Source organism: Eudoraea adriatica DSM 19308 (genome assembly GCF_000382125.1).
GTDB lineage: Bacteria > Bacteroidota > Bacteroidia > Flavobacteriales > Flavobacteriaceae > Eudoraea > Eudoraea adriatica.
This window is the reverse complement of sequence record NZ_KB907548.1, coordinates 212,397-226,303: the sequence shown is the minus strand read 5'-3', so window position 1 is coordinate 226,303 and position 13,907 is coordinate 212,397. Positions and strand designations below refer to the sequence as shown.

At 39.1% G+C, this 13,907-nt stretch carries 10 protein-coding genes; 5 read left to right on the top strand and 5 right to left on the bottom strand.

Annotated features, from left to right (window positions below):
• The first annotated feature begins 19 nt into the window (after nt 1–19).
• On the top strand, nt 20–2,125 hold the full coding sequence (gene recG, locus G504_RS0108020) for an ATP-dependent DNA helicase RecG (protein ID WP_019669644.1): 2,106 nt from the start codon (nt 20–22) through the stop codon (nt 2,123–2,125).
• A 49-nt stretch (nt 2,126–2,174) separates the two neighbouring features.
• On the opposite strand, the gene G504_RS0108015 is transcribed toward recG, so the two are convergent.
• Nucleotides 2,175–3,284: a DUF2911 domain-containing protein gene (locus G504_RS0108015; protein WP_019669643.1), complete on the bottom strand. Its 1,110-nt coding sequence runs from the start codon at nt 3,282–3,284 to the stop codon at nt 2,175–2,177.
• Between the two features lie 356 nt (nt 3,285–3,640).
• Here G504_RS0108015 and leuC point away from each other — a divergent pair, with 356 nt between their 5' ends.
• Genes leuC through leuB form a run of 4 tightly spaced genes read left to right on the top strand, consistent with a single transcriptional unit; the run spans nt 3,641 to nt 8,352 of the window.
• Nucleotides 3,641–5,050: a 3-isopropylmalate dehydratase large subunit gene (gene leuC / locus G504_RS0108010; protein ID WP_019669642.1), complete on the top strand. Its 1,410-nt coding sequence runs from the start codon at nt 3,641–3,643 to the stop codon at nt 5,048–5,050.
• A gap of 38 nt (nt 5,051–5,088) precedes the next feature.
• Nucleotides 5,089–5,685, top strand: coding sequence for a 3-isopropylmalate dehydratase small subunit (leuD, locus tag G504_RS0108005; protein ID WP_019669641.1), 597 nt, complete (start codon nt 5,089–5,091; stop codon nt 5,683–5,685).
• A gap of 42 nt (nt 5,686–5,727) precedes the next feature.
• A complete protein-coding gene (locus G504_RS0108000) occupies nt 5,728–7,245 on the top strand; it encodes an alpha-isopropylmalate synthase regulatory domain-containing protein (protein WP_019669640.1) in 1,518 nt (505 codons plus the stop codon).
• A gap of 51 nt (nt 7,246–7,296) precedes the next feature.
• On the top strand, nt 7,297–8,352 hold the full coding sequence (gene leuB / locus G504_RS0107995) for a 3-isopropylmalate dehydrogenase (RefSeq protein WP_019669639.1): 1,056 nt from the start codon (nt 7,297–7,299) through the stop codon (nt 8,350–8,352).
• A gap of 70 nt (nt 8,353–8,422) precedes the next feature.
• On the opposite strand, the gene G504_RS0107990 is transcribed toward leuB, so the two are convergent.
• Genes G504_RS0107990 through ilvB form a run of 4 tightly spaced genes read right to left on the bottom strand, consistent with a single transcriptional unit; the run spans nt 8,423 to nt 13,853 of the window.
• Entirely contained in the window at nt 8,423–10,015 is a 1,593-nt protein-coding gene (locus G504_RS0107990) for an NADP-dependent glyceraldehyde-3-phosphate dehydrogenase (protein WP_019669638.1), read from the bottom strand.
• Between the two features lie 53 nt (nt 10,016–10,068).
• Nucleotides 10,069–11,544 carry a ketol-acid reductoisomerase gene (gene ilvC, locus G504_RS0107985; protein WP_019669637.1) on the bottom strand — a complete coding sequence of 492 codons (1,476 nt, stop codon included), beginning with the start codon at nt 11,542–11,544 and terminating at the stop codon, nt 10,069–10,071.
• Nucleotides 11,545–11,585: 41 nt separating this feature from the next.
• Entirely contained in the window at nt 11,586–12,113 is a 528-nt protein-coding gene (gene ilvN, locus G504_RS0107980) for an acetolactate synthase small subunit (protein ID WP_019669636.1), read from the bottom strand.
• 6 nt (nt 12,114–12,119) lie between these two features.
• A complete protein-coding gene (gene ilvB, locus G504_RS0107975; protein WP_019669635.1) occupies nt 12,120–13,853 on the bottom strand; it encodes a biosynthetic-type acetolactate synthase large subunit in 1,734 nt (577 codons plus the stop codon).
• Between the last annotated feature and the right edge of the window lie 54 nt (nt 13,854–13,907).

Genomic DNA, 13,907 nt, shown 5'->3' with positions numbered 1-13,907 from the left:
TAACAGTTATTTTCGCTCTATGAATGAGAACTATCTCCAAACTCCGGTCACTTATTTAAAAGGTGTTGGGCCAAACAGGTCTGAAATACTGAAGTCTGAATTAGGGATAGTGACTTATCAGGATTTGATTAATCTTTTTCCCAACCGATATATTGATAAAACAAGGTATTATAAAATCAATGAGTTGCAAAGAGGAAATGCGGATGTTCAAATTATTGGTAAAGTCATCCATATTAAAACGGTCGAGCAAAAAAAAGGAAACCGTTTAGTCGCTACGTTTCTGGACGATACGGGGGAAATGGAACTGGTATGGTTCCGCGGACAGAAATGGATACGGGAAAATATCAAGTTGAATACACCCTATGTCATTTTTGGAAGAACCAATTGGTTTAATGGTAAATTTTCTATGCCACACCCAGATATGGAATTGCTCGCAGAGCATGAAAAAGGAATAAGAGTATCATTGCAACCTATTTATCCCTCAACGGAAAAACTAAGTGCCAGGGGTATTACAAACAGGGTGGTCAGTAAATTAATGCAACAATTATTTCTGGAAACAAAGGGAGAGTTTAGGGAGACCCTCTCCCCTGCCCTTATAAATGAACTCCGGTTGATTTCTAAAAAGGAGGCCATGTTTAATATACACTTTCCCAAGGACCTTAAATTATTGTCTAAAGCGCAATTCCGGCTTAAATATGAAGAATTATTTTACATCCAGCTGCAGCTCATTTCAAAGAAATTAATTAGAAAACAAAAAATAAAGGGTTATCCTTTTAAAAATGTAGGTAAGCTGTTTAACAAATTTTACAAAGACCATTTGCCTTTTGAACTTACTTCTGCCCAAAAGAAAGTCATTAAGGAAATAAGGGCAGACCTGGGGAGTAAAGCTCAAATGAACCGCCTTTTACAAGGGGATGTAGGATCTGGTAAAACAGTTGTGGCTTTAATGACTATTTTATTGGCTTTGGATAATGGTTATCAGGCTTGCCTAATGGCTCCGACCGAAATTCTGGCTAATCAGCATTTCAAAAGTATAAAAGAATTGCTGGGAGATATTGGCATTAATCTGGCCTTACTTACCGGTTCAGTTAAAAAGGCTGAAAGAAAGCATATTCATGAGCAGCTCGAAGATGGCACACTTCACCTTCTTATAGGCACACATGCTGTATTGGAAGATAAAGTGCAATTTAAAAATCTTGGGTTAGCAATAATTGATGAGCAACACAGGTTTGGTGTTGCCCAAAGGTCGAAATTATGGCACAAGAATGAGGTTCCTCCGCATATCCTGGTAATGACTGCTACCCCAATTCCAAGGACCCTGGCTATGAGCCTTTATGGAGATCTTGATATATCTGTGATTGATGAACTCCCACCCGGCAGAAAAGCTGTGAAGACTGTACACAGATTTGACAAAAACCGATTAAAAGTGTTTCAATTTATAAGGGATGAAATAAAAAAGGGAAGACAAGTATATATTGTTTATCCGCTGATTCAGGAATCAGAAGCATTGGACTATAAGGATTTAATGGACGGCTATGAGAGTATAGCGCGCGATTTTCCATTACCAAATTATCAGATATCAATAGTCCATGGCAAAATGAAACCACAAGACAAGGATTATGAGATGGAGCGTTTTGTTAAAGGAGAAACACAAATTATGGTTGCGACAACGGTAATTGAAGTAGGAGTAAACATCCCTAATGCTTCAGTTATGATTATTGAGAGCGCAGAACGCTTCGGTCTTTCGCAATTGCATCAATTAAGGGGACGTGTTGGTCGAGGGGCAGAACAGAGCTATTGTATCCTTATGACCAGTCACAAGCTATCTTCAGATGCTAAAACCAGACTTGAAACTATGACCAGAACAAATGACGGTTTTGAAATTGCCGAAGTAGACTTGAAACTCCGTGGACCGGGAGACCTAATGGGAACCCAGCAAAGCGGTATTCTAAATCTGAAAATAGCGGATATTGTAAAAGACAACGATATTTTAAAAACCGCCAGGCATTATGCCATTAAAATACTTAATGAAGATCCAGGATTACAGAAGGAAGAAAATAAGAAAATTAGATATACTTATGCTCAATTAATGAAGCACAAGAATATCTGGAATTATATAAGTTAAGAGCCGGACAATATCCGGCTCTTGATTTTAAATCCACTCATAGAGTTATTTAGTTAATGTCTTGCCCATTTTCAAGCTTAATTAAATTAGTGGCAATTACATCCTTATTTTGCTGGTCTGGGGCTCTTTTAGCTGCAATTTTTAAATGCTTCAATGCGGTTTTATAATTGCCCATTGCAGAATAAGCCCTTGCTAATCCATAATCAACAGGCCACTGCCCTTTATTATTTTTTGCATTCATTTTAAAAACCTCCATTGCTTTTTCTTTTTCTCCCCGGCCAATTAATTGCCTTCCATAGCCATGGGCTTCAAATATGGTTGCCAGGTCCAAAGCTTCATCCATAACGGCATCTGCTTCCGCTGTTTTCCCCTGCTTTGTTAGAATTCTTGCTTTTGTACTAAGGTTGTTGAATGTTTTTTGACTAAAAAACATTCCTTCAATTGTTGCATCTATCCAACTTAGCGCTTCATCAAGATCTCCGCCATTGTTAAGCGAATAATTCGCGGCCTGTTCCCAGGTTTGCCGACTAAAACCAGGAGAATTCTGTAGTTTGTGTCTAATATCTGCAAGTACGATCTCAGAAACATCAACTTCAATTTTAAACGGTATTTGTTTCTTTTCCCAGTTTAAGGAAGCCATTGCAGAATTAGCATTAACCTCAGTAAAAATGTACGTAAGTTGTTCAACATGGGGGATCTCCTTTGTATTAACATCAACCCTTAATGCATCTTCACCCGGTTCGTAAAAATAACTGCCCCAGGCCTCATAGTTTTTGGAAAAAATTACAGTTGCTTTGTTGTCCTCATGAAGAATCATATGAAGTCCGTATTTACCAGCACTCAATGGCTGCCCTTCAATCTTCACGTCATCCGAAAATTTAATTATTGTGTTTTCATTTGCTCCGGCTCGCCACGGAGATTCCTTGGCGGTTCCAAACCCCAGATTGTTCATGCCATAAGGGACTAACTTTCCCCATATCTCCCTGTCATTCACTGCAGGTCTTGAATAAGAAATAGAGATATCAGTTATCCCTATACGCTGTGTAACTTTTGCTTTCTGACTCCCCTGCGGCAAATCCAATTGTGCAATACCATTAAAGCCAAAAAACATTAGGGAAATAAATAAAAGTAGTGTAGCTTTTTTGTAATTTTTTTTCATTAGTTTGTTTTTTAATTGTTTAATAAGCTGTTAGATGTTTTTAAAGATAGGCATAGCATTTGCATTGATTAGTTACATTAATGTTAAACCGAAGTCGAGCCATGTTAAACCGGAAATACTCTAAAATACCATTGAATTTTTAACCTGCCGCGAAAATATACCTACAGTACCCGTAATTAACATAAACCTATTAAGTGGTTATATAGTTATTATATTATTGATTACCAATATTTTATATAATAGCTAAGCTCATTGAACATCGTAATTTAAAGGCACATTGCTTTACTTGATTTTGCTGGTATTTCATACATTTGTTAGCTGTGCTAAAAAGCTATTTATTAGTTATTTAAATATTTATGAAAAAAACATTATTTGATAAAGTGTGGGACTCACATGTAGTTAAAAAGGTATTGAATGGACCGGATGTGTTATTTATTGACCGCCATCTTGTTCATGAGGTAACGAGCCCGGTGGCATTTTTGGGATTAAAAAATAGGAATATCAAAGTTTTATATCCGGAACGAACTTTTGCAACGGCAGATCATAACACGCCTACAATGAACCAACATTTGCCAGTTAAAGATCCGTTATCTGCTAACCAATTGAGGGCTTTGGAACAAAACGCAAAGGAACACCAAATACCTTACTGGGGCCTGGGTCATGAAAAAAACGGTATTGTACATGTAATAGGGCCAGAAAATGGAATTACGTTACCCGGCGCAACTATTGTTTGTGGTGACTCACACACGTCAACACATGGCGCTTTTGGTGCTATAGCATTTGGTATTGGAACCTCTGAAGTAGAAATGGTTTTAGCCAGCCAGTGCATTATGCAACCGAAGCCAAAAAGCATGCGCATTACCATTAACGGAACACTAAATAATGCGGTTACACCCAAAGATGTTGCCCTCTATATTATATCTAAATTGAGTACTTCTGGTGCTACGGGCTATTTTGTGGAATACGCCGGAGATGTTTTTAGGCAGATGTCAATGGAAGGACGTATGACTGTATGCAACCTGAGCATTGAAATGGGGGCCCGTGGGGGTATGATTGCCCCGGATGAGAAAACATTTGACTATATTAAAGGCAGAGAGTTTGCGCCAAAAGGCCAGGAATGGGACAACGCCATGATGTATTGGAATACATTGTATACTGATGACAATTCTAATTTTGATCTTGAAGTTTCCTTCAATGGTGAAGATATTGAGCCAATGATTACCTATGGAACGAATCCGGGTATGGGAATTGGAATATCGGGTGGTATCCCTAAATCTGACGCCATTAAAGGAGGTGCCTCTACTTATAGGAAATCACTTCAATACATGAATTTTGAAGAAGGTGACAATATGCTGGGGAAAGAAATAGATTTTGTTTTCCTTGGTAGTTGCACCAATGGCAGGATTGAAGATTTCAGGGCCTTTGCCAGTTTGGTTAAAGGAAGAAAAAAGGCTGATAATGTTACGGCATGGTTGGTTCCGGGTTCCCATAAAGTTGAGGACGCCATTAAAAAAGAGGGATTGTTGGATATTCTAAATGAAGCCGGATTTGAATTGAGAGAACCGGGCTGTTCTGCTTGTCTGGCCATGAATGATGATAAAATTCCAGCTGGTAAATATGCCGTTAGCACATCTAACAGGAATTTTGAAGGCAGGCAAGGGCCGGGAGCAAGAACACTTCTTGCCAGTCCTTTAGTTGCTGCTGCTGCTGCGGTTACCGGCAAGGTAACGGACCCAAGGGAACTGATGGTTTTTGAAACGGCCTAATTTTATATCAATAATTAAACGGAAACAAAAAAATAATAATGGCATACGATAAATTTAAAGTTTTAAGCACTACAGCCGTGCCTCTGCCGATTGAAAATGTGGATACGGATCAGATTATCCCCGCAAGGTTTCTTAAGGCTACCGAAAGAAAGGGTTTTGGTGATAACCTGTTTCGCGATTGGAGGTATCATCCGGACAATACTCCAAAAGAACAATTTGTACTGAACAATCCTATCTATAGTGGCAAAATATTGGTTGGTGGGGCAAATTTTGGATCCGGATCTTCAAGAGAGCACGCTGCATGGGCTATTTATGATTATGGCTTTCGATGTGTTGTAAGTAGTTTTTTTGCTGATATTTTCAGAGGAAATTGCATGAATATTGGTGTATTACCTGTTCAGGTAAGTCCAGACTTTCTCATAAAGATTTTTGAAGCGATTGAATCGGATCCAAACACTGAATTTGAAGTCAATCTTCCGGAACAAACCTTTACTATTAAGTCGACAGGAGAAAAGGAAAGCTTTGAAATAAATGACTACAAAAAGGAAAATCTGCTCAACGGATTTGATGATATTGATTACTTGCTAAATATTAAGAATGAAATTGAATCATTTGCCAAGGACACACCTCTTTAAAAATTAAATAAAATAAAACCACATAAGTCATTAACCCTGTACATGAATAAGAGGAAGATTGAAATAATGGATACCACATTGAGGGATGGCGAACAAACCTCGGGTGTATCCTTTACTGCTGCTGAAAAACTTACCCTGGCCAAACTTTTATTGGATGAATTAAAAGTAGATCGCATTGAAATTGCTTCAGCCAGAGTTTCTGAGGGTGAATTTAAGTCCGTTGAGCAAATAACCGCATGGGCAAAAAGTGTAGGGTATTTGGATCGCATTGAAGTGCTTACATTTGTAGATGATGGTCTTTCTCTCAAATGGATGGAAAAGACCGGTGCCAAAGTTCAAAACCTTTTAACCAAAGGGTCATTAAACCATTTAAAATATCAGCTAAAAAAAACACCAGAGGAACATTTTTCCGATATTGGCCATGTACTCCACCTGGCTGAAAAACAAGGGATCACAACAAACGTCTATCTCGAGGACTGGAGTAATGGGATGCGTAATTCACCTGAATACGTATTTCAATATCTCGACTTCCTTTCGACCCAACCAATTAAAAGAATATTATTACCGGATACTCTGGGTATTTTGACGCATGCAGAAACATTAGATTTTATCTCACAAATTGTTTCACGGTACCCCAATATACATTTTGATTTTCACGGCCATAACGATTATGACTTAAGCGTCGCCAATGTTATGGAGGCTCTGAAGGGCGGCTGCCATGGACTGCATCTTACAATAAATGGCATGGGAGAACGAGCGGGTAATGCTCCGCTTGCAAGTGTGGTTGCAGTAATAAATGACTTCATGCCGGAAATCCAGATTAGTGTAGATGAGTCTTCCCTTTTTAAAGTCAGCAAAATAGTATCAACATTTACCGGGTTTGGTATTCCGGCGAACAAGCCTATCGTAGGAGACAATGTTTTTACACAAACAGCTGGCATACATGCGGATGGAGACAATAAAAAGAATTTATACTTTAATGATTTATTGCCGGAACGTTTCGGAAGAAAGCGCAAATATGCTCTGGGTAAAACCTCGGGGAAAGCCAATATTCAGAAAAATCTACAGGAATTAGGGCTCACCTTAAATGATGAGGAGGTAAAAAGAGTAACACAACGAATTATTGAGCTGGGAGATAAAAAAGAGAAAGTAACTAAGGAGGACCTTCCTTATATCATTTCGGATGTTTTGGATAGTGAATCCTATCAGCAAAAAGTTTTCGTTAAATCCTATGTGCTTACCCATTCCAAAGGGCTTAAACCTTCTACAACTGTGGCTGTTGAAATAGACGGAGAATCCTATGAGGAAAATGCCCAGGGAGATGGACAGTTTGATGCCTTCATGAATGCGCTGAGAAAAGTCTATAAATCAAAAAAAACAGCGCTTCCGATTCTTACAGATTATGCTGTGCGCATACCACCCGGAAGTAACTCTGATGCCCTATGCGAGACTATCATTACCTGGCAGGATAATGGAAAGGAATTTATTACCCGTGGTTTGGATTCGGATCAGACAGTTTCAGCCATAAAAGCAACCGAAAAAATGTTGAATATTATATAAATTATCTCAATAAACATAAGTATTTTCTACTAACCAGACCTCAGAAATAAGATGAAATTAAATATAGCACTCTTAGCCGGAGACGGCATTGGACCCGAAGTGATAGATCAGGCAGTAAAAGTATGTGATGCACTGGCTAAAAAATATAATCACGAAATAAATTGGAGACCCGCTCTAACAGGGGCTGCAGCTATTGATGCTGTCGGGGACCCCTACCCTGATGAAACCCATAATATTTGCGCTACTTCAGATGCTGTGCTCTTTGGCGCCATTGGCCATCCCAAATACGACAACGATCCATCGGCAAAAGTCCGCCCTGAACAAGGTTTACTAAGAATGCGACAAAAGCTGGGATTATTTGCAAATGTCAGGCCTACATTTACATTCCCATCTCTAATTGACAAATCACCTTTAAAAAGAGAGCGAATTGAAGGTACGGATCTCGTATTTTTAAGAGAACTTACCGGTGGTATCTATTTTGGGAAACGCGGAAGGGAAGATAATGGCGACACAGCTTATGACACATGCACTTATACACGAAAAGAAATACAGCGTCTGGCAAAAAAAGGATTTGAGATGGCAGAGAAACGCTCCAAACGTCTATGTTGTGTGGATAAAGCCAATGTACTGGAATCTTCGCGTTTATGGCGCGAAACCGTACAGGCTATGGAAAAAGACTACCCTGATGTCAAAGTATCTTATGAATTTGTTGATGCCGTGGCTATGAGACTTGTTCAATGGCCCAGTGAATACGACGTATTAATAACTGAAAACCTGTTTGGCGATATTCTGACAGATGAAGCTTCTGTTATTTCTGGCTCTATGGGACTAATGCCTTCCGCTTCTATTGGTGAAAAGATTGCTTTATATGAACCCATTCATGGATCCTATCCCCAGGCAGCAGGTAAAGACATAGCTAATCCACTTGCAACAGTATTATCCGCAGCCATGTTATTTGATGGATTCAATTTGTCTGAGGAGGCTGAGGCAATACGTAAGGTGGTTAATAAATCCCTTTCCGAAGGCATTGTTACTGAAGATTTAGCCGAAGGTGGCAGAGCTTATAAAACAAGTGAAGTTGGAGATTGGCTGGCCTCACATATCTAGGAAGCAACATATTTAGCCTACAATTAGCAATTTAGATATGCTTTTCACTCGAAATTCCTGCTTAACGGAATTATAAAAGATAGTCTGTACTAATAAAATTAGAAAGTTTGGTTTCTAATAACTTTTCCAGAATTTCATTATTTAATTCCGTATCCTTTGAGGCTACAAATGTCCTTATAGAGAAGGATCGCAATGCATCATGAACACTTAATGTGGCAACTGCAGAATCCTTTCTCCCAGTAAAGGGATAAACATCTGGCCCGCGCTGACATGAACTATTGAGATTCACGCGGCAGACAAGGTTGGCAAGGGTATCTATTAATGGTGCTAAGGCATAGACATCACTACCAAATAGACTAACCTGTTGGCCATAGTTAGATTCAGCCATATCATCTAATGGTTCCTGAATATCCTCAAAAGAAAGGATGGGTATTACCGGTCCAAACTGTTCTTCCTCATAGACCTTCATATCTTTGGTGACGGGATAAAGAACAGCCGGCCAGATATAATTTTCAGAATGTTCTCCCCCTTTTGGATTTAGAATTTCAGCGCCCTTAGCTAAGGCATCATCAATTAAATCCTGTATATAGGCTGGTTTGTCTTTTTCTGGTAAGGGTGTAAGAGTCACATCTTTATCCCATGGATTACCGAATTTAAGTTCATCTACTTTTTTTGAGAATTTTTCACAGAACTCTTCAACAATATCCTTGTGAACGTAAATCACTTTAAGAGCGGTACAGCGCTGACCATTGAAAGACAATGCGCCGGCCAGACATTCGTTTATAGCCAATTCCATATTGGCGTCTGGTAATACAATTGCCGGGTTTTTTGCTTCCAGACCCAAAACAAGTCGCAGACGGTTGCTTTTCGGATGCTGGTTTTGCAATGCATTGGCAGATGAACTGTGACCAATCAGAGCCAATACATCTACCTTTCCGGTCTTCATTATAGGCCCGGCAATAGCACGACCTCGACCAAATAGGACATTTACTACTCCCTTAGGAAAACTTTCTTTAAATGCTTCTATTAATGGGGCGATTAGCAATACCCCCTGCTTGGCAGGTTTAAAAACTGCTGTATTTCCCATGATAATTGCGGGGATAAGCAAACAAAAAGTTTCATTCAAAGGATAATTATATGGTCCCAGACAAAGAACGACCCCTAGCGGCCCGCGTCTTATATGGGCATAAACCCCTCCATTCTTGTCAAATTTCGCCGAATCACGATCCAATTGCTTGTACTCCTCAATGGTATTGTGGATGTATTCAACGGTTCGGTCAAATTCTTTTTCAGAATCCGGTAAGGTCTTTCCTATTTCCCACATTAAATATTTGACCACTACAGCTCTTTTGGTCTCCATAATGCGGACAAACTTTTCCATACATTCTATCCTGTCTCTGACCTTCATGGTGGGCCATGCACCCTGGCCCTGGTCATAGGCTTTTACGGCCGCATCCAGCGCATCTAAAGCTTCTTTTTCTCCCATGTCCGGAACCGAGCCTAATAAGGTCGGAGAATATTCTGATGTACTCGAAATGGTTGAATAGACTTCCGCCGTAGCGCCTTTCCATTCCTTTAATTCACCATTTAACAAATATGTCTTTTGGTTAACTGGCTCGTTAATACGAAATGATTCAGGAATTATAGAAAGTGTAGTTTCCATCTAATTCTTTTTTTAATGACTAATATTTTTCACAAATTGTGGAAATAATTTTTTTAAACGATCGGTTTCATCGCCGTCATTGATTCCCTTAATCTGGTGCCAATAATTTCTACAGGATGTTCTCGAAGTGCTTTATTTACAGCAATTAGCCTGGCGTTATCTACTCCATTATCATTGCCTTTGCCAAAAGTGGTGCCTATTACGTCAATATCCACTTTTTTCATAAAATCACCCAATAAAGGTTTGCAGGCATGATCAAATAAATAACAACCATATTCTGCAGTATCGGATATTACCCTATTCATTTCAAATAGTTTCTTTCGGGCAATAGTATTGGCAATTAGTGGTGTTTCGTGTAATGATTCGTAATATGCAGATTCGCCGATTATACCCGATTCTGTCATGGATTCATACGCCAGCTCTACTCCTGCCCTTACAAAGGCAACCATTAGAACCCCATTATCATAGTATTCCTGTTCAGAAATAGCATCGGCTCCGGCAGCAGTTTTTTCAAATGCAGTTTCTCCGGTTTCCGCACGCCAGGTCAAAAGATTTTTGTCGTCATTTGCCCAATCTTCCATCATGGTCTTTGAGAAATGGCCGCTCATAATATCATCCATATGTTTTTGAAACAAAGGCCTCATAATTTCTTTTAACTCTTCGGACAACTCAAAAGCCTTTAATTTTGCCGGATTAGAAAGTCGATCCATCATATTAGTGATCCCGCCGTATTTTAACCCTTCTGTTACTGTTTCCCATCCGTACTGAATAAGTTTAGAAGCATAGCCCGGATTTACACCTTTCTCTATCATTTTATCAAAACAAAGAATTGATCCTGTCTGCAATAAGCCACAAAGAATGGTTTGCTCCCCCATTAAATCAGATTTAACTTCGGCAACGAAAGAAGACTCCAGGACACCAGCCCTATGGCCTCCGGTAGCAACTGCATAAGCCTTAGCCTGTTCGTATCCCTTTCCTTTAGGGTCATTGTCCGGATGTACGGCTATCAGGGTAGGAACCCCAAAGCCCCTTTTGTATTCTTCCCTGACTTCTGAACCGGGACATTTAGGAGCAACCATGATTACTGTGAGATCCTTGCGTATTTGCATACCTTCTTCTACAATATTAAACCCATGCGAATAAGACAATGTCGCTCCTTTTTTCATTAAGGGCATTACGGCATTAATAACGGAAGTATGTTGCTTGTCCGGAGTTAAATTTATGACAAGATCTGCATCAGGTACCATTTTTTCATAGGTTCCTACATCAAAACCATTCTCACTGGCATTTTTATAAGACTGCCTTTTTTCGGTGATAGCAGCTTCTCTTAGTGTATATGAAATATCTAATCCGGAATCCCTCATATTTAAACCCTGGTTTAAACCCTGCGCTCCACAACCTATAATGACAATCTTTTTGGATTTTAGAGCTTTAACTCCTTCCGAAAATTCATTTGATTCCATAAACCGGCATTTACCCAGTTGTAATAATTTGTCTCTTAGGGATAGGGTATTAAAATAATTTGTCATATTTATTTTTAATATTAGTTAGTTTTTAAAGCTCTAAAAAATTAAGATTGATAAAATTCATTTATCATAGAAGTAATTGGCATTTCCGCTTTTGTAACAGTTATTCTGCCTGAGCGAACAAATTGCATTATCCCAAATGGTTCCAGACTATCGTGCATCTCATCAATTTCATGCCTTCTGCCTGTTTTGGCCAAAACAAAATATTCGCGAGACACAGTTACAATTTTGGATTTACTTTCGGAAATAATATTTTGTATCTGAGGTTCATCAAATAAAAGATGTGAAGCTATTTTAAAAAGAGCAGATTCCTGATAGATAGTCTCCTCATCCGTATGGTAAAATGCTTTTATTACTTCAATTTGCTTTTCTATTTGTGCAACTATTTTACGCGTCCAATCTTCTGTTGTATTAATTACAATAGTAAATTTGGATATGTGTTCAATTTCTGATTTTGAGACATTTAAACTCTCTATATTAATGTGTCTCTTTAAAAATATTCCTGAGATCCTGTTGAGCAATCCAACATTATTTTCAGAATATACTGATATGGTAAACCACTTTTTCTCCATGCTTATTTATTTTAAACGAATATCTGAAACAGATGCTCCAGAAGGTATCATAGGAAAGACGTTATCTTCATTTTCAACACATACTTCCAGAAAGAACGGCTCCTTAGATGCCATCATCTCCTGAATAGTTGGTTTAAGATCCTTGCGTTCTTTAACCCTTTTTGCTTCGATTCGATATCCTTCTGCTATTTTAACAAAGTCAGGGTTAGTCATTACGGTTGATGCATACCTGCGTTCGAAAAATAATTCCTGCCACTGCCTTACCATACCAAGATGACCATTGTTTAATACAACAATTTTTACCGGAGTTTTATTCTGGAAAATAGTAGCCAATTCCTGTATGGTCATTTGGTAGCCTCCATCGCCTATAATTGCTACTACTTCTCGGTTCATTGCGCCCATTTTTGCCCCAATGGCTGCAGGTAGTGCAAATCCCATTGTACCCAGGCCTCCTGATGTAATGTTACTTTTTGTTTGTTTGAATTTGGCGTACCTGCATGCTATCATTTGATGTTGTCCCACATCTGTAACAATGACAGCCATATTTTCTGAAGCCAGATTTATTTCCTCAATAACCTCACCCATTGTAAGTCCTTCTTTCGTAGGATAAAGATCATTTTTAATCACTGCCTCATATTCTTCTTCGTAACATTTTTTAAACTCATTGTGCCATTTATCATGCTTATTTTCTTTAATTAGTGGCAATAATAGGTCGAGTGATTCCTGGGCATTCCCCAAAATAGCAATATCGGCCATTACATTTTTATCTATTTCGGCAGGATCTATCTCAAAATGTATGACCTTGGCCTGTTTTGCATAAGTATCCAGATTTCCGGTAACCCTGTCATCAAATCGCATACCAATAGCAATAAGCACATCACACTCATTAGTAAGCACGTTAGGACCATAGTTTCCATGCATTCCCACCATTCCTACATTCAAAGGATGATCCGTATCCAAAGCGGATAAACCTAAAATAGTCCATGCCGCAGGGATTCCTGCTTTTTCTACTAAAGTTCGAAGTTGATTTTCTGCTTTTCCCAAAATTACACCATGACCAAAAACAATATATGGTTTCCTGGCATTGTTTATAAGTTCTGCTGCAGATTCAATTTTTGCCATATCAGGTTTTGGGCTTGGTTTATAACTTCTAACCCCAATGCATCGGCTATAGCTAAAATCAAACTCTTCAAATTGAGCATTCTTGGTAATATCAATTAATACAGGGCCGGGACGACCCGATTTGGCAATATAAAAGGCTTTTGCCATAATTTCCGGAATTTCAGAAGCTTTGGTAATCTGATAGTTCCATTTCGTTACCGGCGTAGATATTCCAATGATATCCGTTTCCTGAAATGCATCTGATCCCAGTAAATGCCGCGGCACTTGCCCGGTAATGCAAACCATTGGTGTGGAGTCTATCTGGGCGTCAGCAAGACCCGTCACCAAGTTTGTTGCACCGGGCCCTGAAGTTGCTATTGCAACTCCCACTTTTCCCGTAACACGGGCAAAACCCTGCGCTGCATGAGTAGCTCCCTGCTCATGCCTGGTGAGTACATGCTGAAGTTTATCCTGAAATTTATATAACTCATCATACACCGGCATTATAGCACCGCCGGGATAGCCATATATCAGATTCACATCCTCTGCAAGAAGACAATGGATAATTGCTTCGGCGCCACTTATTCTCATAGAAGCCTCATTGTGCGCCTTCGGTTTTTTTTCCTTTAATGTTTGCATACACATTATATTTTATTAAATGCTCTAACCCTAATAGATATAAAGCAAAACAAC